This is a genomic window from Streptomyces sp. NPDC058619 (assembly GCF_042717785.1).
In the GTDB taxonomy this organism is placed as follows: Bacteria; Actinomycetota; Actinomycetes; order Streptomycetales; family Streptomycetaceae; genus Streptomyces.
In genome coordinates this window covers 142,117-163,607 of the sequence record NZ_JBHXQN010000011.1, presented here as the reverse complement: position 1 = coordinate 163,607, position 21,491 = coordinate 142,117, and the positions used below count along the sequence as shown (strand labels likewise).

General features: G+C 74.8%; 23 protein-coding genes. 11 read left to right on the top strand and 12 right to left on the bottom strand.

Features of this window, described 5'->3' with window-relative positions; genetic code table 11:
- Positions 1–114: 114 nt before the first annotated feature.
- The 5 genes from ACFWTC_RS14130 to ACFWTC_RS14110 form a co-directional block, all read right to left on the bottom strand.
- On the bottom strand, positions 115–813 hold the full coding sequence (locus ACFWTC_RS14130; protein WP_267720805.1) for a DUF4191 domain-containing protein: 699 nt from the start codon (positions 811–813) through the stop codon (positions 115–117).
- Between the two features lie 9 nt (positions 814–822).
- Positions 823–1,020, bottom strand: a complete 198-nt coding sequence (locus tag ACFWTC_RS14125; protein ID WP_383922370.1) for a hypothetical protein — start codon at positions 1,018–1,020, stop codon at positions 823–825.
- A gap of 247 nt (positions 1,021–1,267) precedes the next feature.
- Positions 1,268–2,221, bottom strand: a complete 954-nt coding sequence (gene lipA, locus ACFWTC_RS14120; protein WP_384027840.1) for a lipoyl synthase — start codon at positions 2,219–2,221, stop codon at positions 1,268–1,270.
- Positions 2,222–2,332: 111 nt separating this feature from the next.
- A complete protein-coding gene (gene lipB, locus ACFWTC_RS14115) occupies positions 2,333–3,130 on the bottom strand; it encodes a lipoyl(octanoyl) transferase LipB (RefSeq protein WP_383922375.1) in 798 nt (265 codons plus the stop codon).
- A gap of 76 nt (positions 3,131–3,206) precedes the next feature.
- Entirely contained in the window at positions 3,207–3,527 is a 321-nt protein-coding gene (locus ACFWTC_RS14110; protein WP_383922378.1) for a hypothetical protein, read from the bottom strand.
- Positions 3,528–3,699: 172 nt separating this feature from the next.
- Between ACFWTC_RS14110 and ACFWTC_RS14105 the strand changes: the two genes are divergently transcribed.
- Complete coding sequence (locus tag ACFWTC_RS14105; protein ID WP_383922381.1) at positions 3,700–5,139, top strand: regulator; 1,440 nt, start codon at positions 3,700–3,702, stop codon at positions 5,137–5,139.
- Between the two features lie 61 nt (positions 5,140–5,200).
- Here the strand turns inward: ACFWTC_RS14105 and ACFWTC_RS14100 are convergent, their stop codons facing one another.
- The 3 genes from ACFWTC_RS14100 to ACFWTC_RS14090 all read right to left on the bottom strand — a co-directional run bounded on the left by ACFWTC_RS14100 (position 5,201) and on the right by ACFWTC_RS14090 (position 8,606).
- Entirely contained in the window at positions 5,201–6,472 is a 1,272-nt protein-coding gene (locus tag ACFWTC_RS14100; RefSeq protein WP_384027841.1) for an NAD(P)/FAD-dependent oxidoreductase, read from the bottom strand.
- A 246-nt stretch (positions 6,473–6,718) separates the two neighbouring features.
- The gene (locus tag ACFWTC_RS14095) at positions 6,719–7,606 is read right to left on the bottom strand and encodes a TIGR01777 family oxidoreductase (RefSeq protein ID WP_383922386.1); all 888 of its coding nucleotides are present in this window, start codon (positions 7,604–7,606) and stop codon (positions 6,719–6,721) included.
- A gap of 238 nt (positions 7,607–7,844) precedes the next feature.
- Entirely contained in the window at positions 7,845–8,606 is a 762-nt protein-coding gene (locus tag ACFWTC_RS14090) for a VIT family protein (RefSeq protein WP_383922389.1), read from the bottom strand.
- A gap of 173 nt (positions 8,607–8,779) precedes the next feature.
- On the opposite strand from ACFWTC_RS14090, the gene ACFWTC_RS14085 reads away from it, so the two are divergent.
- Both ACFWTC_RS14085 and ACFWTC_RS14080 read left to right on the top strand, forming a co-directional pair.
- Positions 8,780–9,949: a PP2C family protein-serine/threonine phosphatase gene (locus tag ACFWTC_RS14085; RefSeq protein WP_384027842.1), complete on the top strand. Its 1,170-nt coding sequence runs from the start codon at positions 8,780–8,782 to the stop codon at positions 9,947–9,949.
- Positions 9,950–10,058: 109 nt separating this feature from the next.
- Positions 10,059–10,307: a hypothetical protein gene (locus ACFWTC_RS14080; protein WP_384027843.1), complete on the top strand. Its 249-nt coding sequence runs from the start codon at positions 10,059–10,061 to the stop codon at positions 10,305–10,307.
- A gap of 57 nt (positions 10,308–10,364) precedes the next feature.
- Here ACFWTC_RS14080 and ACFWTC_RS14075 read toward each other — a convergent pair whose 3' ends face one another.
- A complete protein-coding gene (locus ACFWTC_RS14075; RefSeq protein ID WP_383922398.1) occupies positions 10,365–10,616 on the bottom strand; it encodes a hypothetical protein in 252 nt (83 codons plus the stop codon).
- A 107-nt stretch (positions 10,617–10,723) separates the two neighbouring features.
- On the opposite strand from ACFWTC_RS14075, the gene ACFWTC_RS14070 reads away from it, so the two are divergent.
- The 4 genes from ACFWTC_RS14070 (at position 10,724) to ACFWTC_RS14055 (ending at position 14,040) form a co-directional block, all read left to right on the top strand.
- The gene (locus ACFWTC_RS14070) at positions 10,724–11,095 is read left to right on the top strand and encodes an ArsC/Spx/MgsR family protein (RefSeq protein WP_383922401.1); all 372 of its coding nucleotides are present in this window, start codon (positions 10,724–10,726) and stop codon (positions 11,093–11,095) included.
- A gap of 297 nt (positions 11,096–11,392) precedes the next feature.
- Positions 11,393–11,854, top strand: coding sequence for a MarR family transcriptional regulator (locus ACFWTC_RS14065; protein ID WP_384027844.1), 462 nt, complete (start codon positions 11,393–11,395; stop codon positions 11,852–11,854).
- Positions 11,851–13,362: a PLP-dependent aminotransferase family protein gene (locus ACFWTC_RS14060; RefSeq protein WP_384027845.1), complete on the top strand. Its 1,512-nt coding sequence runs from the start codon at positions 11,851–11,853 to the stop codon at positions 13,360–13,362. Before ACFWTC_RS14065 ends, ACFWTC_RS14060 begins: the two co-directional genes overlap by 4 nt.
- A gap of 144 nt (positions 13,363–13,506) precedes the next feature.
- A complete protein-coding gene (locus ACFWTC_RS14055) occupies positions 13,507–14,040 on the top strand; it encodes a hypothetical protein (protein WP_383922406.1) in 534 nt (177 codons plus the stop codon).
- A 42-nt stretch (positions 14,041–14,082) separates the two neighbouring features.
- On the opposite strand, the gene ACFWTC_RS14050 is transcribed toward ACFWTC_RS14055, so the two are convergent.
- Positions 14,083–15,057 (bottom strand): Gfo/Idh/MocA family protein, encoded by a 975-nt coding sequence (locus ACFWTC_RS14050; RefSeq protein ID WP_383922409.1) that lies wholly within the window; start codon positions 15,055–15,057, stop codon positions 14,083–14,085.
- Positions 15,058–15,252: 195 nt separating this feature from the next.
- Between ACFWTC_RS14050 and glnII the strand changes: the two genes are divergently transcribed.
- Both glnII and ACFWTC_RS14040 read left to right on the top strand, forming a co-directional pair.
- On the top strand, positions 15,253–16,272 hold the full coding sequence (gene glnII / locus ACFWTC_RS14045) for a glutamine synthetase (RefSeq protein ID WP_383922412.1): 1,020 nt from the start codon (positions 15,253–15,255) through the stop codon (positions 16,270–16,272).
- 537 nt (positions 16,273–16,809) lie between these two features.
- Complete coding sequence (locus tag ACFWTC_RS14040; protein ID WP_384027846.1) at positions 16,810–17,403, top strand: winged helix-turn-helix domain-containing protein; 594 nt, start codon at positions 16,810–16,812, stop codon at positions 17,401–17,403.
- Positions 17,404–17,491: 88 nt separating this feature from the next.
- On the opposite strand, the gene ACFWTC_RS14035 is transcribed toward ACFWTC_RS14040, so the two are convergent.
- On the bottom strand, positions 17,492–19,024 hold the full coding sequence (locus ACFWTC_RS14035) for a PepSY-associated TM helix domain-containing protein (RefSeq protein WP_384027847.1): 1,533 nt from the start codon (positions 19,022–19,024) through the stop codon (positions 17,492–17,494).
- Between the two features lie 86 nt (positions 19,025–19,110).
- Positions 19,111–19,935, bottom strand: coding sequence for a hypothetical protein (locus ACFWTC_RS14030; protein WP_383922420.1), 825 nt, complete (start codon positions 19,933–19,935; stop codon positions 19,111–19,113).
- A gap of 65 nt (positions 19,936–20,000) precedes the next feature.
- Between ACFWTC_RS14030 and ACFWTC_RS14025 the strand changes: the two genes are divergently transcribed.
- A complete protein-coding gene (locus ACFWTC_RS14025; RefSeq protein ID WP_384027848.1) occupies positions 20,001–20,612 on the top strand; it encodes a rhomboid-like protein in 612 nt (203 codons plus the stop codon).
- 65 nt (positions 20,613–20,677) lie between these two features.
- A complete protein-coding gene (locus tag ACFWTC_RS14020) occupies positions 20,678–21,472 on the top strand; it encodes a tyrosine-protein phosphatase (RefSeq protein ID WP_384027849.1) in 795 nt (264 codons plus the stop codon).
- The last annotated feature ends 19 nt before the right edge of the window (positions 21,473–21,491 follow it).

The window sequence follows — 21,491 nt, the reverse complement described above, 5'->3', positions numbered from 1 at the left end:
AATTCTCTTCCTCCCCTTTTCTATCCCCCACCGGCCTCGGGCCCCCCCCCCGACCCCGGCGCCGGGGCCCCGCCCCCGTGTCGTATACGAAAAGCGGGTGAGCGGCTGATCCGCTCAGCGCATCTTTCCGCCGCGCGGCATCTTCATGCCCTTGGGCATGGGGCCCTTCGGCAGCGGCATGTTGCTCATGAGGTCGCCCATGGCCCGCAGCTTGTCGTTGACCTGGGTGATCTGGGGGCCGGCCAGCACGCGCGGCAGCTTGAGCAGCGTGGTGCGCACCTTCTTGAGCGGCACCTCGTTCTCGCCCGTGCCCACGATGAAGTCGTGCACCGGCACGTCCGGCATGATCCGGGCCATCTTCTTCTTCTCGTTCGCGAGCAGAAGCTTGACCCGGTTGGGGTTGCCCTCGCCGATCAGCACCACACCGGCCTTGCCCACGGCCCGGTGGACGATGTCCTGGCTCTTGTTCATCGCGATGGCCGGGGTGGTCGTCCAGCCCCGTCCCACGTTGTCCAGTACGGCCGCGGCCGCGCCCGGCTGTCCTTCCATCTGCCCGAAGGCAGCGCGCTCGGCCCGTCGCCCGAAGATGATCGCCATTCCGAGGAACGCCACCAGGAAGCCCAGGATGCCCAGGTAGACCGGGTGGCCGATCAGGAAGCCGATCGCGAGAAAGACACCGAAGGTGACGATTCCCACGCCCGCGACGATCAGACCGACCTTCGGGTCGGCCTTGCGCGTCATCTTGTACGTCAGGGCGATCTGCTTCAGTCGCCCGGGGTTCGCAGCAGTCTCTGCGTTTGACTTCCTCGCCATAGGGCGAGTTTACGTGGCCTGAGGGGTACGGGTCGCCGCGGCCTCAAGTACGTGTTCGGTTTCGACCCGGTCCTTGGCCCGGCGGCGGTCCTCCAGGACGGCCGTCCAGGCGTTGCGGCGGGCACCGCTCATGAGCAGGGACTCGACGCCCCGGAAGGCGTCGGTGAAGGAGGGAATGGCGATGGCGCGTACGGGCGCGGCCTGCATGATGGCGATCCCTTTCACGGAAACACGTCGGCAGAACGGTTGCGGTGCGTGGGTCCAGCGTCACTGACTGGTGTTACCAGGGCGTGACCGGCCCGTCAAATGTGATGGACACGTTGCAAACACGCAGACGCGGCCCGCCGGGCACTCTTCCCTGAAAAGAGCCTAGGGGCCGCGTCGATGCGGTGTTACTCCTTGGTAAGACTTTGTGCGCGAATTCACACAGTCCGTGTGGTAGCGCGCGTCACACCTACACCTCGGCGTGGCTGCGCTTCTCCATCGCCTGCTGGTACAGGCGCCCGGCCCGGTACGAGGACCGGACCAGCGGGCCGGACATCACGCCGGAGAAGCCGATCTCCTCGGCCTCCTTGGCCAGCTCCACGAACTCGGCCGGCTTCACCCAGCGCTCGACGGGGTGGTGCCGCGGCGAGGGCCGCAGGTACTGGGTGATGGTGATGAGCTCGCAGCCGGCCTCGTGCAGGTCCTTCAGGGCCTGCGAGACCTCCTCGCGCTCCTCGCCCAAGCCGAGGATCAGGTTCGACTTGGTGACCAGGCCGTACGCGCGGGCCCGGGTGATCACGTCGAGCGAGCGCTCGTAGCGGAAGCCGGGACGGATCCGCTTGAAGATGCGCGGCACGGTCTCGACGTTGTGCGCGAAGACCTCGGGGCGGGAGGCGAAGACCTCCTCCAGCAGCTCCGGGACCGCGTTGAAGTCGGGGGCCAGCAGCTCGACCTTGGTGTGGCCGCTCTCGCGGCCCGCCGTCTGCTCGTGGATCTGGCGCACGGTCTCGGCGTACAGCCACGCGCCGCCGTCGGCCAGGTCGTCGCGGGCGACGCCGGTGATGGTGGCGTAGTTCAGGTCCATCGTGACCACGGACTCGCCGACACGGCGCGGCTCGTCCCGGTCCAGGGCCTCGGGCTTGCCCGTGTCGATCTGGCAGAAGTCACAGCGCCGGGTGCACTGGTCGCCACCGATGAGGAAGGTGGCCTCGCGGTCCTCCCAGCATTCGTAGATGTTCGGACAGCCGGCCTCCTGGCACACCGTGTGCAGTCCTTCGCCCTTCACCAGGGCCTGCATCTTGGTGTACTCGGGGCCCATCTTCGCCCGGGTCTTGATCCACTCGGGCTTGCGCTCGATGGGCGTCTGGGCGTTACGGACTTCCAGGCGCAGCATCTTGCGTCCGTCGGGTGCGACTGCGGACACGACCGGCTCCCTGTGACTTCGATTCTTCGGCGCCCACCAGGGTACGCCCGTAATTTCGTACGCTCTTCATTCCGCCAACCTGGGGGCTGCCGGACGCATTCCCGCGGGCGGTCAGCCGGCGGCGGGCTCGATCTCGCGGGGTCGCAGCTCGGCGTGCCGCAGGACGTCCTTCAGGTGCCGCTCGATGACCGGCAGCACCTCGGCGATGGTGATCTCGCGGCCCAGTTCGTACGAGAGCGAGGTCACACCGGCGTCGCGGATGCCGCAGGGCACGATCCGGTCGAACCAGGTGTTGTCGGGGTTCACGTTGATCGCGAACCCGTGCATCGTGACGCCCTTGGCGACGCGGATGCCGATGGCGGCGAGCTTGCGGTCCTCGCGGCGCTGGCCGGCGTTGGACGGGGCGTACTCGGGGCCGTTCAGCCGGGCGTCGAACTCGTCGTCGTGCAGGCGCGGGTCGAAGTCGAGGGAGAGCCCGCCGATCCTCGGGCGGTCCTCCACCGGGTCGCCCAGCACCCACACGCCGGAGCGGCCCTCGATGCGGGTGGTCTCCAGCCCGAACTCGGCGGCGGTGCGGATCAGCGCGTCCTCCAGGCGGCGGACATGGGCGACCACGTCCACCGGGCGGGGCAGCTTCATGATCGGGTAGCCGACCAGCTGCCCGGGGCCGTGCCAGGTGATCTTGCCGCCGCGGTCCACGTCGACGACGGGGGTGCCGTCGAGCGGGCGCTCGCTGGGGTCGGTGCGCCGGCCCGCGGTGTAGACCGGCTGGTGCTCCAGCAGCAGGCAGGTGTCGTCGACCTCGTCCGCGAAGCGGGCGGCGTGCACCCGGCGCTGTTCCTCCCAGGCCGCGGTGTACTCGACGGCTTCCGGCCCGAAGCCCAGATGGACAAACCCAAGCTCAGCCACCGCGGCGCCTCCTCGTTGAACCTGCTGTGTGCACGTATCGCACCAGCCAAGGGTACGGCGGCCCGCGCGGGCCCCTTCAGGGCCCCGGCCCGCGCCCCGCACGCACCGGTGCGACGGCCGGTGCGGGCGCCTCCGGCGGGGGTCCCGGGAGCTGCCGGGGCCGGCGGCGGCCCTTCGGCGGGCGGTCCGGGTCCTCGTCGGCGCGCGGCAGCCGGCGGTGGCCCTCGGCGTGGTCGTTCACCCAGCCGCACACCCCGCACGCGTACCGCCCGTCGAGCCCCGCGATGTAGGTGCCGCAGCGGCGGCACTCCGCCTCGGTCAGCTCGGGCGGCGGCAGCGGAGCGGTGGACTCGGGGCGCTCCGCGGCGGGGTGGGCCCCGAGGGGCCGGCGGGTCATGGGCGCAGCGTACGCGGACGAAAGGGTCCAGTCCGTAAAGGGACCCACCGATTCTGCACACGATCGGATGAATGTGGGGCAGACAGGGCGGTCTGAGGGGAGTTCGCCGCTACATTCACGCCGTTCACAGGGCCGGGACCCCGGTCCGTCACGTCAGGAGACCGTGGAGCCGATGACGGAACGACCTGCCCAGCGCGTCCCCAACCGGCAGCTCGCGGCGCTGATCGAGGAGGCCGGGTTCTCCAACGCCGGGCTCGCCCGCCGCGTGGACCAGCTCGGTCTGGAGCACGGTCTCGATCTGCGGTACGACAAGACCTCCGTGACGCGGTGGCTGCGCGGGCAGCAGCCCCGCGGCACCACCCCCGCGCTGATCGCGGAGGTCTTCACCCGGCGGCTCGGCCGGCGGCTGTCCGCCCAGGACCTGGGGCTGGACGCCTGCGCACCCGTGTACGCGGGGCTGGAGTTCGCCGCCACCCCCGAGGAGGCCGTGGACATCGCCGCCGGCCTGTGGCGCAAGGACTCCGGCTCGCACGCCGAGCTCCGGAAGATCGCCTTCACCCCGGCCGGGCTGGTGGTGCCCAGCCGGGACTGGCTCATCGGGAGGGCGGACGAGCGGGTGGGCCGCGGCGCGGACCCGGCGGCGGCCCGCGTCCCGGTCCAGGGGCGGGCCTCGGTGCCCCGGCAGCGGCAGATCGACCGCGGGCCCGGGCAGCGGGTGACCGGCGGCGACATCGCGGCGCTGAGATCGGTGAGCGAGCTGTTCCGCAGCCTGGACCACGCGTACGGCGGCGGCCACGCCCGGCAGGCGCTGGTGCGCTACCTGGAGCACGAGGCGGAGCCGATGCTCCGCGGGACCTACGGGGAGACGACCGGGCGGCGGCTGTTCTCCGCCGCCGCCGACCTGACCCGGCTCGCGGGCTGGACCTCCTACGACATCGCCGCGCACGGCCTGGCCCAGCGGTACTTCGTGCAGGCGCTGCGGCTGGCCCAGGCCGCCGCGGACCGGCCGTACGGGGCGTACGTGCTGGTCACGATGAGCCGCCAGGCGGTCTACCTCGGCCACGGCCGCGAGGCGGTGCAGCTGGCCCGGGTGGCCCAGCAGGGCGTCGGCTCGGGCCCGCCGCCGGTGGTGCAGGCGCTGCTGCACTCGGCGGAGGCGCGCGGGCACGCGGTCCTCGGCGAGGTCCGGGCGGCGACGGCGTCGCTGGTGCGGGCCGAGCGGGCCCTGGGCGCGGCGCGGCCGGGGGACGACGTACCGCACTGGGCGCGGTTCTACGACGAGGCGCAGCTGGCGGACGAGTTCGGGCACTGCCACCGGGACCTCCAGCAGTACCGGGCCTCGGCCCAGCACGCGGAGCGGTCCCTGCAGCTGCGGGCGCCGGGGTACGCCCGGTCGCGGCTGTTCTGCCGGGTGGTGCTGGCCACGGCCCGGCTGGGCCTGGGCGAGCTGGACCAGGCGTGCGCGCTGGGGGCGGAGGCGGCGCAGCAGGCGAGCGAGATGCGGTCGGTGCGCGCGGTGGAGTACGTACGGGACTTCGAGCGGCGCCTTGAGCCGTTCCGGGACGCCTCGGCGGTGCGGACGTACCGGGACCGGGTGGCGGCGCTGTCCTGATCCGGCGGCGCCCCTCCGGGGTCCGGGCCCGGGTCGGGCCGGGCCCCGGAGGGGCGGTGGCTCAGGCCGCCACCCGGAGCGCGCGCTCCGGGGCGGCCGGGACCGGGATGCCGAAGTCCCGCAGGACGGCGGTGGCGGCGCGGCGGGCCGAGTGCAGGGCGCCCTGGACGGTGTTGGTGTCGCGGTGGTCCCCGCACACGTACAGCCCGGCGAGGACCCGGACCGGGCGGCGGGCGTCGTACGGCGGGGGCATGGCGGGGACGGCCTCCGGGGTGTGGTGGACGGCGAGCAGTTCCCAGTCGCGGGTCGGGGTTTCGTAGAGCCGGGCCAGGCGCGAGGCAATGGTGCGCGGGGGCGGCGGCGGGCCGAGCACGGTGGTGGTGACCAGGCTCCGGCCGGCCGGGGCCCGGGTCGGGTCGACGGCGCTCATCACGGCGGTGTGGGAGACGGGCCACTCGCGGGCGGCGTCGAGGAGCAGCGAGCCGTCCCAGGGCAGCGCTCCGGCGGTGGCGTGGTGCAGGACGGTGACCTCGTGGAAGGCGGGCACGCGCAGGCCGGGCAGGAGCCCGGCGGCGGCGCGGGCCCCGGTGGCCAGGACGACGGAGCGGCAGCTGAACTCGCCGTGCTCCTCGGTGGTGACCAGGTTCGTCGCCACCGACCGGACCCGGACCCCGGTGTGCACGGTGCCGGGCGGCAGGGCGGCGGCGAGCAGGCCGGGCAGGGCCGCGGCGCCGCCCTCGGGCACGGCGAGCCGGCCGCGGGCGAAGGTGCGCAGGGCCAGGTCGGCGACGCGGCTGGACGTGGTGAGCTCCGGATCGCGGAGCAGGGCGGCGAGCAGCGGCCGCAGGACGCCGTTGACCGTGCGGGGCGGCAGGCCGCGGGAGCGCAGGGCGGCGTGCGCGGTGCGTTCGGGACGGGCGAGCAGCTTCTCCTCGGGCAGGGCGGCGAGCCGGCCGAGGGCGGCGCTGAGCCGGGCCTGGTCGAGGGAGCCGCTGGCCAGGGCGCGGGCCGGGGTGAGGGCTCCGGCCCGCAGCTGTTTGCCGTCGGTGTGGACCAGGACGCCGGGCGCGAACGGGCGCAGGGTCAGGGTCTCCAGGCCCGGGGTGCGGGCCAGTTCGGTGTACGAGGTGTTGAGCAGCTGGCCGATCCGGTCCAGCCGGAACCCGTCGGCCGACGTGGTGGCCATCCGCCCGCCGGGGTCGCCCGCGGCCTCCAGGACGGTGACCGTGACCCCCGCTGCGATCAGGTGCTGCGCGGCCGCGAGTCCTGAGACCCCGGCTCCTACGATGACGACGTCCGCATGGTGTGCGGCATGGTGTGAGCTGCTGAGCACGTGCCCCTCCCCGAGGTCGGCGCGGCTGTGTCTCACCGTCCTTCCCCCAACCGGCTCCAGCGGAACCCAAGTTGGTTGGGGTATTACGGTCAACTCCGGTCGCACAGCGGTCGCATACGGGTCACGAACGGTCGCACGACGGTCGCGCACCGGTCGCGGGGCGAAGGCCCGGGCCTGGGCCCTCGCGGGGCCTGGGCCCGCGCTTGCGCTTGCGCCTGGGGGCTGCGCCCGGCCCCGAGTTCGGGCCTAGAGGGCGGCGCGGATCGCCTGCTCGATGCTCGGGTCGCGGAAGACGAAGCCGGACTCCAGCAGCCGGGCCGGCCGCACCCGCTGGCTGCCGAGCACGTCCTCGGCGAACTCCCCGAGCACGACGCGCAGGGCGACGGCCGGCACGGGCAGTACCGCGGGCCTGCGCAGCACCCGGCCCATGGCCTCGGTCACCTGGCGGTTGGTCACCGGATCGGGGGCGGTGAGGTTCACCGGGCCGGAGAGGGACGGGGTGTCGATGATGTGGCGCAGGGCCGCGACCTCGTCCCGGAGGGAGAGGTACGACCAGTACTGGCGGCCGTCGCCCAGCCGGCCGCCGATGCCGGCCCGGAAGATCGGGAACAGCCGCCCCCACGCCCCGCCGTCGCGGGCGACGACCAGGCCGGTACGGGCGTACGCGGTACGGATCCCCGCCGCGGCCGCGGGCTCGGCGGCCGCCTCCCACTCCACGCACACGGAGGGCAGGAACCCCTGCCCCGCGGGGGCGTCCTCGTCGACCGCGCGCCGGCCGGTGTCCCCGTAGTAGCCGATGGCGGAGCCGCTGACCAGCACGGCGGGCGGCTCGTCGAGGGCGGCCGCGGCCCGGGCGATCGCGGCGGTGCCGAGGACCCGGCTGTCGCGGATCTCCCGCTTGTAGGCGTCGGTCCAGCGGTGCTCGCCGACCCCGGCCCCGGCCAGGTGGACGACGGCGGAGCACCCGGCCAGCCCGGCGGGGTCCACCTCGCCCCGGGCCGGGTCCCAGCGCGCCTCGTCGGCGGCGGCGGGCGCGCGCCGTACGAAGCGGACCACTTCGTGGCCGTCCGCCCGGAGGGACTGTACGAGGGCCTTGCCGATGAGGCCGGTGGAACCGGTGACCGCGATGCGCATGCCCCCATCCTGCCGGGTCGCCCCGCCGACCCGTCCGAACCGGGCCGCACCGCTCCCCGCCCCCGGGCCGAATCAAGCCCCGCCGGCGTTCGAGGCGCGGGGCCCGGGGCGGGGCCCCATGGTGCGGAGGAGGGGCCGGTCCGGGCCGGTCCCGGTGGCGGGGGCCGGGCCGGTCCGGGTGGCGGGGGCCGGGGCCGGGCCGGTCCGGGTGGCGGGGGCCAGGGGCAGGCCCCGGTGGTCAGGCGGAGGTGCCGAGCCAGGTGCCCACCGCGTACGTGACCGCCATGGCCAACGCCCCGCCCCCCACGTTCCGCAGGACCGCCCGCCCCTTCGGCGCCCCGCCGAGCCGGGCGCTGACCACCCCGCACAGCGTGAGCGCGGCCAGCACCGCCGCCACCGTGACCGGCACCCTTGCCGACGGCCCCGGCAGGATGATCGCCAGCAGCGGCAGCAGCGCGCCGACGGTGAAGGCGACGAGGCTGGCGAGGGCCGCGTGCCAGGGGTTGGCGAGCTCGTCGGGGTTGATGCCCAGCTCCACCCGGGCGTGCGCCCGCAGCGCGTCCCGCCGCGTCAGCTGTTCGGCGGCCTCCCGGGCCAGACCGCGGCTCAGCCCCCGGGCCGCGAGCAGGTCGGTGAGCTCGTCGAGTTCCGCCTCGGGCTCCTCGGCCAGCTCGCGCCGCTCCAGGTCGAGCGCGGCCTGCTCGGAGTCCCGCTGGGAGCTGACGGAGACGTACTCCCCCGCCGCCATCGACAGCGCGCCCGCCAGCAGCCCGGCGATGCCCGCCGCGAAGATCGCGGGGCGGGAGGTGGTCGCTCCGGCGACGCCGACCACCAGACCCGCGGTGGAGATGATCCCGTCGTTGGCGCCGAGCACCCCGGCGCGCAGCCAGTTCAGACGCGTGCTGATCTCCGCGCTCTGCGAGCCGCCCGCGCGCCCGCCGCCGTGGGCCTCGATGTGGGCCCGCGTCGGCGGCCTGCTCGGGACTTCGTCTTCCGTCACGCCCCCACTGTCCCCGCTCCGGGCCGTACCCGGCCACCGCACCGCCGGTCCCGGGCGTACCTGCGCCGGGCCGCGGGTCGGCGCGTGCTCCCGGCCGCCCGTACGGAGCCGGACGGCCCACCCGGCCGCCGGTCCGGGGTGCGCGGGTCCTGCGCCGGTACCAGGGTGGAGGGGTGAGAGGCCGAAGCGAGCAGCCGGGCTGGTTGCGGGGGCAGCCGCCGCCGGTCTGGGCCCGGATCGCCCCCGCGGCGGCCCTGGTCGTGCTCGTCCTCGCCCAGGCCCTCACCCCCGGGGACGTGGAGCTGGGGTACTTCCTCGCGGCCCTGCCCCCGGTGGCCGCCTTCGCCTACGGACCGGCCGGGACCGCCTGCTTCGCCGCGCTGGTGCTGGTCCTGCTGGGCGCACCGAGCATCGGCGTCGCCCACGCCCGCGGGTCGGACCTGGCCGCCGTGGCCGCGGTCGGGCTGCTGGGCGTGGTGATCGCCTGGGTGCGCCGGCGCCGCGACGCCCAGCTGGTCACCGTACGGACGGTGGCGGAGGCGGCGCAGCTCGCCATCCTCCCGCCGCTTCCGGAACGGGTCGGCCCGGTGCGCTGCTCCGCGCTCTACCGGGCGGCCCAGCGCGGCACCCTGGTCGGCGGCGACCTGTACGACGTACGGGCGGGGCCGTACGGCGTACGGGCGCTGATCGCGGACGTGCAGGGCCACGGGCTGGCGGCGGTCGGCACCGTGGGGGCGCTGCTCGGCGCCTTCCGCGAGGCGGTGCTCGACGACCCGGAGCCGGCGGCGGTGGCGGCCCGGCTGGACCGGCGGCTGCTCGCAGACACGGCGCACGCGACGGACGCCTCCGCGGAGCCCCCGGAGCTGTTCGCGACGGCGGTGCTGCTGGAGTTCCCGCCCGGGCTGGACCTCGTACGGATCGTGTCGTGCGGGCATCCGCCGCCCCTGCTCGTGCACGGATCCGCGGTGGACGAGGTGGTCGTGGAGCCGGGTCCGCCGCTGGGCCTGGGCGTCGCCGGGCCGGCCGAGCCGGTGGCGGTCGAGCTGCTGCTGCGGCCCGGGGACCGGCTGCTGCTGTACACCGACGGGGTGACGGAGGCCCGGGACCGGGCCGGGTACTTCTACCCGCTGGCGGCGCGGGTGCCCGTGCTGGCGCGGGACCCGGAGGGACTGGTCGAGGCGGTGTGGCGGGACCTGGCGGCCTTCACGGACGGCGGCCCGCGCGACGACGTGGCCCTGTTGCTGCTCTCCCTGGACGGGGCCGGCCCCGCCGGTCCCGACGCCGGTCCCGACTCCGGCAGCGGCCCCCGACGCGGCGACGGATCCGGCCCCCGCCCGAGATGACCGCCCCGTACGGATCATGTGACCGAACAATGACAAGGGACCCATTTGCCCGGTTTCTGTGGTGTGCTCGGCCCTGTCGTTCCTGTACCCGACGGAGAGGAGCCCCCCGGTGCGCGCACCGCGCAAGCACCGCAGGCGGATAGCTGCGATCACGACGGCGGCGGTCGTGACGGCCGCCGCCGGCCTGTTCTCGGCCGCCGTCCTCCTCGGCTCGCCGCTCGACGGGGCCGGTTCCGGCGCCGGGACCGGCGGGCGCGTCGCGATCGAGGCACCCGCGCGGCCGGCGGTGGACGGCGGCGACCCGGCCCCGCCCGCCGGTACCGGAACCGTCGAGGCCTTCGGGGAGCCGCTGCCGTGACCCGCCGGCCCGGCGCACAGCACCCCGCCGGGCCGGGCGAACGGCCGCCGACGCCCCCTACGCCTCCTTGATGAAGTTGCGCACCAGCTTGCAGGTGACGTTCGAAGGGCGGTGGATGCCCGTCCGGACGGCCATCGTCCGGATCTTCCGGTTGGTGGCGCGCCGTGCGTCGTACGTCCCCGAGTCGAGCAGGAATATCGCCAGCCGCATCGCCTTCAGACGGCGGTTGTGGCTCTCGTACCACTCGCGGGGCAGGCCCGCCGGCAGCGGCTTCTTCTTGACGTGCTGAATGGTTGTGGCAGTGGCCATCTACAGCCTCCCAAACGGTAGTTGGCTTCCTGTCGTTCTCCTTCGATTTTACCGGGGACCACTGACAAAAGCCCCTGGCCAGACCAGTCCTGGTTAGGGTTTGCGGCATGGAGATCTGGATCAATCCCGCCTGTTCCAAGTGCCGCGCCGCGCTGACGCTGCTGGACGCGGAGGGCGCCGACTACACCGTGCGCCGCTACCTGGAGGACGTGCCCTCCGAGGACGAGATCCGCACGGTGCTCGGCCGGCTGGGGCTGGAGCCGTGGGACATCACGCGCACCTCGGACCCGCTGGCGCGCGAGACGGGCGTACGGGACCTGCCGCGCGAGGCGACCGAGGCGGCCCGGGGGCGCTGGATCGCCCACCTGGCGGCCCACCCGAAGCTGATCCAGCGCCCGATCATCACCGCGGAGGACGGCACGGCCGTGATCGCCCGCTCCGACGAGGCCGTACGCGAGGCCCTGTCCCGCACGGCCTGAGACCGCGGCCGGGCGGATACCCCGCTCAGCCCCGGCCCGGCGGCGCCAGCTCCGGGGCCTCGGCCGGGCCGCGGCGGTTGACGCGCGCGGAGCCTTACGGGATGGGCACGTCGGCGGCGTCCACGGGTCGGGCCATCCGCCGAGCACCTCGTCGCAGGCGGGCCCGGAAGGACGCGGCGGAGGACGCCGGGGACGGTTTCGGGGACGTATTCGGGAACGGCTTCGGCACGACGGCCCCGCTTCACTGCCTCGTCGGGCGATAATCTCGCTGAGCGAGAGATCCTGGGCGGAGGCGAAGTGAACGACAGCCGGCGGGGCGAGCATGCCGGACTCGTGCACCTGTTGCGGGCGGTGACCGTGGAGTTCGGGCTGCGCCAGGCGGAGTTCGCCGCCCGCAACGGCATGCACCCCACCGATGTGCGCGCCCTGATCTGCCTGCTGGACGCGGCCCGCGCGGACGAGCCCGCCACGGCGGGCCTGCTGGGGGCCCGGCTGGGCCTCAACTCGGCGGGCACCACGGCCGTCATCGACCGGCTGGAGCGGCTCGGCCACGTGGCGCGCGTCCGCGACGACCGCGACCGGCGCCGGATCCTGCTGCGCGTGGAGCCGGAGGCGGTCCGGCTGGGGCGGGAGTTCTTCGGCCCCCGGACCGACGCGGTGCTCGACGTGCTGGACGCCTTCGACCCCGCCGAACGGGACGCCGTGCGCCGCTTCCTGACGGCCGCCCTCGGCGCGTTCGCCCCGGAGCCCCGCGCATGACCGCCCCCCGCACCCCCTCCGGAACCCCGCACACGCCCCCCGCCCGCGCGGTCCCGGCCGCCGACCGCCCCGCCCCCGGCACCGACCTGCACCTGGAGCTCCCCGCCGGGGGCGCCCGGCGGACCGCGCTCGCAAGGGCACTGCGCGACGCCGTGCGCAGCGGACGGCTGGCCGGCGGGACCCTGCTGCCGCCCTACCGGGCGCTCGCCGCCGACCTGGGCCTCGCCCGCAACGCCGTCGCCGACGCCTACGCGGAGCTGGTCGCCGAGGGCTGGTTCACCGCCCGCCAGGGCTCCGGCACGCGGGTCGCCGAGGGTGCGGCGGCCGCCGCCGCACCGGCCGGCCCGGGCGGGCCCGCGCCCCAGCCGGCGCTCCACGACCTGTTGCAGGGCAAGCCCGATCCCGCGTCGTTCCCCCGGGGTCCGTGGGCCGCCAGCGCCCGCCGGGCCCTGGCCGGGGCCCCAACCGAGGCCTTCGGCCCCGGTGACCCGCGGGGGCGCCCGGAACTGCGGCGCGCGCTGGCCGCGTACCTCTCCCGGGCGCGGGGCGTGCGGACCGGCCCCGAGAACGTCGTGGTCTGCTCCGGCTTCGCGAACGGGCTGCGGCTGCTCGCCGCCGTACGGCCCCGGGAGTGGGCCGTGGAGGCGTACGGACTCCCCTTCCACCACGGCATCCTCGACGCCGCCGGGGTCCGCCCGTACCCCGTCCCGGTCGATGACGACGGTGCCCGCACCGGTCAACTCCCGGACCGGGCCCGTACGGTGCTGCTCACCCCGGCGCACCAGTTCCCGACCGGCGGCCGGCTGCTGCCCGCACGGCGCGCTGCGGCGGTGGAGTGGGCCCGGCGCACCGGCGGGATGATCGTGGAGGACGACTACGACGGGGAGTTCCGCTACGACCGCAAACCGGTCGGGGCCGTCCAGGGGCTGGCTCCCGGGCACGTGGTGTACGCGGGCTCGCTCAGCAAGAGCCTCTCCCCCGCGCTCCGCCTCGGCTGGCTGGTCCTGCCGGACCACCTGGTCGAGCAGGTGCTGGCGGCGAAGGGCCTGCGGGAGTCCTGGGCGAGCGCGCTGGACCAGCTGGCGCTGGCCGACTTCATCGAGTGCGGTGCGTACGACCGCCACGTCCGCCGGATGCGCGGGCGCTACCGGGACCGGCGCGACCAGCTCGTCTCCTTCCTGGCGGAACGGGTCCCGCAGGCCCGGGTCACGGGCATCTCGGCCGGGCTGCACGCGGTGGTGGAGCTCCCGGCGGGCGGCGAGGCCCCGGCCCTGGCGGCGGCCCGCGCGGCGGGCCTGGCACTGGACGGCCTCTCCTCCTATCGGCACCCGGCCGACCCGGCCCCGGCCCGCGAGGGCCTGGTCGTCGGCTACGCGGCGGCGCCGGACGCGGCCTTCGCGCGGGCCCTGACGGCGCTGGCGGACGTACTGGCCACCCCACCGGCGGAGCCATTGACGGGGTCACGGGCGGGGGCGCCGGGCGGCGCGGGCGGCACGCCGGGCGGGTGAGTGCGGGCGCGCCGGCCGGCCCACACCGACAGCGCACTGCACCGCATCGCACTGCACCGGGCTGCACTGACAGCGCCCTCACACGGGATCTCTATAGGGTGATCACATCAATATACCCCCCTATACCGCATCAAAGGACCCGGAGTGAACGAGCATCAGCACCCGCAGCCCCTGCCCGGCGGGGCGCCGCTCCCGCCACCGCGGCGGGGCGCCGACTGGATGTTCGGCGGGGTCTACGGAACGGTCCTGGCCAGCGGCCTGCTCGCGGCCCTGGACCAGAAGGGCGGGGAGTACACGCCCTTCTACGACGCCAGCTGGGTCCTCGTGACCGCCGTCACGGCCGGCGCCGCGCACGGCTACGCGCACCACATGGCCACCCATCGGGACGGCGGACCCGGTCACCGGTGGCGGCTGCTCGCGCTGGCGCTGTGGAACGAGTGGCCGATGGTCGTGGCCACCCTCCCCACCGTCCTGCTCCTGGTCTGCGCGGGCCTCGCCGGCTGGGAGTCGTACGGGGTGACCGCCGTCGGGCTCGGCCTGAACACGGCGCTGCTGTTCGGCTGGGGCGCCTTCGTGGCGATCCGGGTCGGCTACCGGCTCCGCTCCGCGCTGCTCATCGGGCTGGCGGACGCCACGATCGGCCTGGCCGTCATCGTGGCGAACGCCCTGATCAAGTAGCCCGTGCCGGGGCGCCCGGGCCGGGCGCCGCGCCGGCGGCCGTCATTGCGCCGGGAGCTGCTCCTCCGCCTCGGCCAGGATCTCCGTCAGCCGGGCCCCGAATTCCGCCCCGCGCGCGTCCGGCACACCGGTGCGGGCGGCGGTGAGCAGCGCGTCCAGGGCCCGCCCGTAGGCGGCCGGAACGTCGCTCCAGCCGGGCAGCTCGTACACGCCCCCGGTCCCGCGCAGTTGCAGCCCCACCCCGGCGGCGGCCTGCGGCGCGCCCAGGCTTAGCACGGCGGTGCTGGACGCGCCGGAGCTGTGCCGCAGGGCCAGTTGGACCACGTCGGAGGGCCCTCGGGTGGCGCTGACGGCGGTGACGTCGCCCAGGATCGGGATCAGGACGGACAGGGCGTGCGGGCCGACGTCCCACAGCCCGCCCTTGGACTTGCGCCAGGGCGAGTCGGCGTACGCGCTGGGCGAGCCGTCGGGCGGGAAGACGGCGCCGAGCCAGTGGGCTGCGGCGGTGAACCAGCCCGGCCGGGCGGCCTGTTCCCCGACCCAGCCGGCGGTGGGCTCGGCGAAGCGCAGGGTGAGGAAGACGACGGAGGCGACTTGGTGGAGGCGTACCGCGTCCGCGACGGCCCGGGCGTCCCCGGGGGTCGTCGCTACGGGCTTGTCGAGCAGCAGGTGGCAGCCGGCGGCGGCCGCCCGCACGGCGAGCGGGGCCTGCACGTCCGGCGGCAGGGCGAAGGCGACGACGTCACAGTCGGCGAAGAGCGCGTCGGGGTCTTCGTACACCTTCACGCCGTGCGCGTGCGCCAGCTCGGCGGCGGCCTCCGGGCGCCGGCCCCACACTCCGGCGAACTCGGAGCCGGGGTGCGCGGCGAGCGCGGGGGCATGGGTGCGGTGCGCCCAGGGACCGGTGCCCAGCAGTCCGACCCGGGGTCGGCGGCCTGCGGGGGCCTGGTCGGCGGCACGTTCGGCGGGGCCCTCTGCGGGGTCTCCGGCAGGGTTCACATCAGACAAAATGCTCACCCGACCAGTCTGCCCCACCCGAGCGGTCGCGCTGCCACCAACCCGCACAACCCGCCCGACCTGCGGGGTAAACCTCGGTAACACGGGGTTCACACACGGGCAACGGAAGGGAAATCGCGGGCGGGCACGCTGCGGTCATCACCGCAGCGATGAAGCAGCGACCAGCAGCACCCGCAGAGTCTGAGGATGGGGCCCGTGAGCTACAAGGCTGAGTACATCTGGATCGACGGCACCGAGCCGACGGCGAAGCTTCGCTCCAAGACGAGGATCCTCGGCGACGGCGACGCGCTGCCGATCTGGGGCTTCGACGGATCGAGCACGAACCAGGCCGAGGGCCACGCCTCCGACCGCGTGCTCAACCCGGTGTTCTCCTGCCCGGACCCGATCCGCGGCGGCGACAACGTCCTCGTCATGTGCGAGGTCCTCAACATCGACATGACCCCGCACGAGTCGAACACCCGGGCCCTGCTGCGCCCGGTCGCGGAGAAGTTCGCCGGCCAGGAGCCGATCTTCGGCATCGAGCAGGAGTACACCTTCTTCGACGGCGCCCGCCCGCTCGGCTTCCCCGTCAACGGCTTCCCGGCCGCGCAGGGCGGCTATTACTGCGGCGTCGGCTCGGACGAGATCTTCGGCCGCGACATCGTCGAGAAGCACCTCGACCACTGCCTCGCGGCGGGCCTGGCCATCTCCGGCATCAACGCCGAGGTCATGCCCGGCCAGTGGGAGTTCCAGGTCGGCCCGGTCGGCCCGCTGGAGGTCTCCGACCAGCTGTGGATCGCGCGCTGGCTGCTCTACCGCACCGCCGAGGACTTCAACGTCTCCGCGACGCTGAACCCGAAGCCGGTGAAGGGCGACTGGAACGGCGCCGGCGCGCACACCAACTTCTCCACTAAGGCGATGCGCGAGGACTACCGCGCGATCATCACCGCGTGCGAGTCGCTGGGCGAGGGCAGCAAGCCGCTGGACCACGTGAAGAACTACGGCGCGGGCATCGACGAGCGCCTGACGGGTCTGCACGAGACCGCCCCGTGGAACGAGTTCAGCTACGGCGTCTCCGACCGCGGCGCCTCGGTCCGCATCCCGTGGCAGGTGGAGAAGGACGGCAAGGGCTACATCGAGGACCGCCGCCCGAACGCGAACGTGGACCCGTACGTGGTGACCCGCCTGATCACGGACACCTGCTGCACGGGTCTGGAGAAGGACGGCCTGGCCTGATCCCGTCGGCCCGCCCGCTCAAGGGTGGGGCCGGACCGAACGCCCGCCGCGTCCGAGAGGAGCGGCGGGCGTTCGGCGTTGCCCGCGAGCGCGACCACGACACTGCCCAGGCCCCTGCCCACGACCCTGCCCACGACCCTGCCCACGATGCGGTACTAGGGGCGGCCGCGGGCACGCGGAAGCCTGTGTCTATGTCGGGAATGTGACGGTGTGACGTCACGATGAACGCTGAACATGAGATTCCGCTCCACGAGGTGAGACGGGGTCTGCCCCGGCGGGCCGTCATCTGCTTGAATGGGCGCATGGCCAGCCACTCGTACACCTCGTCAGGTCGCAGCGACCTCGAGCCGTTCTGGCCGTCTCGTCAGCATGACGATTTCGACCGGGTGTGTTGCCGCGCGAAGAACGCGCCGGCCCTCTAAAGCCTCCGGGATCTCCCACCAGAACTCCCCCGAGGCCTTCGGTCTGTGCGGTACCGACATCGATGACGTATGTGCGTCTCCTGCCGACTACTCCGCGTGAAAGAGCTGACCACTCATGGCGAACACCCGAACCCTCACCTCTGCCGCGACCGCCGCTCCCCTGACCTTCCCCCCCAGTCCGCGCCACCGGCTGCGCGCCGTGGACCGGGACGAGGTCGCGCGGGTCGTGGACCTGCTCCCGCCGGGCGCCACCTGGCTGCCCGCCCCCCAGCACACGCTGCCCACCCTGCCGGGGCAGCCCCCGATGGTCGGCTACCTGGTCCTCGTGCCCGCCGACCAGCAGCCGCAGATCGCCTTCGCCCCCCACGCCGTCGCCGCCCCCGCCCCCGCCCCGCAGGCACCCGAGGGCGGGGCCGGCACGAGCGGTGACGCGCTCGTACGGATCGACTCGGCGCAGCGCACCGCCGAGGTGGACGGCGAGGTGCTCGACCTGACGTACCTGGAGTTCGAGCTCCTGGCGCACCTGGTGAAGCACCCCCACCGGGTGCACAGCCGGGACCAGTTGGTGACCACGGTCTGGGGATACGGCCACGTCGGTGACGGCCGGACCGTGGACGTGCACATCGCCCGGCTGCGCCGCAAGCTCGGCGCGGCCCACCGCGGTGCTATCCAGACCGTGCGCCGGGTGGGCTACAAGTACGCGCCGTGACCGGCGGGTGCGCGCCCCGACCGGCCCGGCGAACGCGCAGCGGGGCCCCTACCCACGAGGGGTACGGGCCCTTCGGCCGTCCGGTCGGCTAGACCGCGCCCGGGGCGGTCTTCGCGGCGGCCGCGGCCCGGCGTCCGGCAGCGAAGCCGAGGACGGCGTCGAGCACGAGGAAGGCCACCAGGCTGATCCCGAGCATCGGGACGAACCAGCCGACCACGGCGGTCACCGCGGCCAGCGGCAGCAGCACGGTCACCGGCAGCTTCCGCCAGGCTCCGCGCGGCTGGGCGCGGCCCACGGAGAGCGCGCGGTCCTTCGTCGGCCGGCGCAGCCACCACATCCGGTAGCCCCAGAAGACGAGGAGCATCACCGCGACGGCGAGCGCGGCCAGCGCGAGCTGGTTGGCGAGGCCGAAGGTCATGCCCATGTGCAGGTCGATGCCGAAGCGGGTCAGCTGGGCGAGCAGCGGGTAGTCGGCGAAGCGGAGTTCGTCCATGACGCGGGCGTCGGCGGGGTCGACGGAGACGGCGTCCAGGTGCACCGGCACCAGCTTGTCCTTCTCCTTGACCACGTACCCCTTGCCCTGGGACGGGAGCGTCACCTGGAGGGACTCGGTGACCCCGGCGGCCCGGGCGGCCTCGACGGCGCGGTCGATGCCGAGGTCGGCGGAGGGCGCGGGCGGGGCCATCTGCGTGCCGTCGGGCATGACGTGGCCCGCGTGCTCGTCGGCGCCGCCGTCCGGCCCGCCGTTCACCGAGGCGGAGACGGCGGGGGTGGCGCCGCCGAGGCGGTCCTGGAGCTGCCCGATGTTCTCGCCCGCGTACCGCGACCAGGTCAGACCGGTGGCGGAGAGCACCACGAGGCCGGCGACGGCCCAGAGTCCGACGGTGCCGTGCCAGGACAGGGTGCGGCGCCGGCCGGTGGCCGTGCGGTCGGGGACGACCAGGTCCGACGCCCGCTTGCGACGGCGGCCGATCCACAGGGCGAGGCCGCCGAGGGCCACCACCCACAGCCAGCTCGCGGCGAGCTCGCTGTAGTTCCTGCCGATCTCGCCCAGGTGGAGGCTGGAGTGGAACTCGCTCAGCCAGGCCCGCAGCGGGAGCGCGTCGCCCACGGTGGTGAGCTGCCCGCGCACCTCGGCCGTGTACGGGTCGACGAAGACGGTGAGGGTCTCGCCCTCGGGGAGCCCCGGCCTCTCCATGATCACGCGGGTGGTGGCCTCGGCGTCCGGCGCGGGCCACACGGACACGATCTCGCCCCGGGGCGCGGCGTCCTTGGCCGCGGCGACCTGGGCGCTGAGGGCCAGCGGGCGGTCGTCGACGCGGTCGACGGTCAGCTCGTCGGCGTAGACGATCGCCTCGGCCTGCCAGGAGGCGGCGTAGAGCAGCCCGGTGGCGGCGGCGACGAACAACAGCGGGGCGATGAGCAGGCCCGCGTAGAAGTGCATGCGCAGGAGCAGCGGGCGCAGGGCGGCCCAGCCGCTGCCGGGGCGCTTGCGCGCGGCGCCGGTGGTGGCGCTGTCGGTCCCGGTGCCGGTGTCGGCGGTGGTGCCGGCGGCAGCGGTTCTGTCGGCGGCGGTGTCGGCGTCCGGGGTGCGGACGTCCTGAACCTCTTCAAGGGACATGGGGGTCCTCGGTGTTGGCGGAGACATGGGGAAATCGGCCCCGGGTCCCGCTCCACCGCCGGCGCGGGGCCGGGAAGGCGCGCCGGTCAGGCGCGGGCGGGACGGCCGGGGGCCGTGGTGCGGAAGGCTCGGCTCCCCGGCGGCCCGCGCCGGACCACGGCGTGGGCGTGCACCGCCCCGCGCAGGCGGCGCGGTCGTACGTGCGCGGGGCGCGGGGCGGGCGGAGCCGGTACGGGTACCACCCGCGCCCGCACCAGGGCGACCGCGCGGGCCAGCGGGCGGGCGGCGTGCAGCGCGGCGGAGCCGAGCACCCGGGCCAGCCGGAACACGGCGGCCTCGCCCCGGGCCAGCCAGAGGGCGCAGAACAGCCCGGCGAGCACGTGCGCGGCCAGCATCCCGAACCCGCCGTGCCCGGCCATCGCGACCATCCCGGCCACGCCGTCCATCGCCCCGGCGCCGGCCGTGGAACCCAGGTCGGCCACGCCGGCCGTGTCGGCCATGCCGTCCATCGCCCCCGCGCCGGCCGCGCCCGGCGTCCCCGGCATCCCGGAGGTTCCGGCCGCGCCCGTGGCGTCGGCCGTCACGGCTGCCGTCGGGGCGGCGGCCGCCGCGTGGTCGTGGCCGTGGCCCGGCGCCGCCGCGGGCGGCGCCTGTGCGGTCTGGCTGCCGCTGAAGACGAGGTGCAGGACACCTTGCACGGCGAGCAGCGCGGCGGTGATCCCCACCGGGCCCCGCCGCCGTCCGGCTCCGAGCCAGGCGAGTCCGGCGGTCACCCCGAAGGCCCCCAGGAGCCCCGCGATCGGCACGTCCGTGCCGGACATGTGCGCGTGACCCGCCGCGCCCAGCGCCACGCACACCGCCGCGAACAGCGCGGCTCGGGTGGCGCGCATCGGCGCGGGGTTCTCTGACATGGCCGGGCCATGTTCCCACGGGCCCCGGTGATGCCCCCACGGGGGCGGTATCCGATCATGGAAGCGTGAATCCATTGCCATGGCCGTCGCCCCTGAGCACGGTGTACGCGGCCGGGGTCCAGCTCGGGGCGTACGCCCTGGAGCGAATGGGGACGGCCGAGCGGGAGCAGCTGCTGCGCGGATGCTCGACGAACGTCGACAACCTTGCCGCCGGCCGCTGGGAAACGCTGCTGACCAGCGCCTTCGTGGTCGAGGAGCCGATGCCCCTGCCGTACGCGCTGCTGCTCGTCGCCGTGCTCGGGTACGCCGAGTACGCGTACGGGGCCTGGTGGACCGCCGGGGTGTTCCTGCTCGGGCACGCCTCGGCGACCCTCCTCGTGTACGGCGTGCTGCGCAGGACGGCCGAACCCCGGACCCGGCAGGCCCTGGACGTGGGGACCAGCTACGGGTTCAACGCCGTCCTCGGGGCGCTGACCTCGGCCCTGCCGCGCGGGACGGTGCGCACGGCGGCCCGGGCGGGGCTCCTGGCGCTCGCCGCGGCCCCGGTGCTCAAGCGCGGGCGGACCTTCACCGACGCCGGGCACTTCGCGGCGCTCGGGATGGGCATCGGGATCTCGCTGGCCGTCGATTGTCTTTCCGCGCCGACCCGTCGGAAGATGGCCCGAATCACCGCATGACACGAGTAACCACGACCGTCCGGTCCCGTTGCCCACACCCTTCGCCGACCGCTGGAGCCGACACGATGACCGCCACCCCGTCCACCACCGTCGCCAACCTCCGCGACCTCGGCGGCACCCCGCTGTCCGGCGGCCGCACCGTCCGGCCCGGTCTGCTCCTGCGCTCCGGCCAGCTCGACCGGCTCGACCTCGGAGCCGACCCGGCGGTCGCCGCGCTGGGCCTGCGCACGGTCATCGACTTCCGCACCGACGCCGAGCGCGCCGACCACCCCGACCGCCTCCCGGCCGGTGCCCGGCTGCTGGTCGGCGACGTGCTCGCGGACAAGGTGAACTCCGGCAGGATGCCCGCCGCCGCGCAGCTCAAGGACCTGCTGTCCGACCCGGTGGTCGCCGAGGAGCACCTGGGCGGCGGCAAGGCGCAGGCACTGTTCGGGGACGTCTACCGGTCCTTCGTGCACTCCGGGTCCGCGCAGGCCGCGTACCGGATGCTGCTCACCGAGGCGGCCGACCCCGCGTCCGGCCCCCTGCTCTTCCACTGCACGGCCGGCAAGGACCGCACCGGCTGGGGCGCGACGGTGATCCTGTCGCTGCTCGGCGCGGACGACGACACCCTGATGGCCGAGTACCTCTCGGTGAACCCGGCGGTGAAGCGCGCCTTCGCCCCGATGATCGAGGGCTTCACGGCGGCGGGCGGCGACCCGGACATCGCGCTCGCGCTGATCGGGGTCTTCCCCTCGTACCTGGAGGCCGCGCTGGACGAGGTCGCGACGCGCTACGGCTCCGTGGAGAAGTACGCGCGCGAGGGCCTCGGCGTCCCCGACGAGACGGTCGGGGCGCTGCGCGCCCGCCTGGTGGCCTGAGGCCCGAACGTGTGCGCTG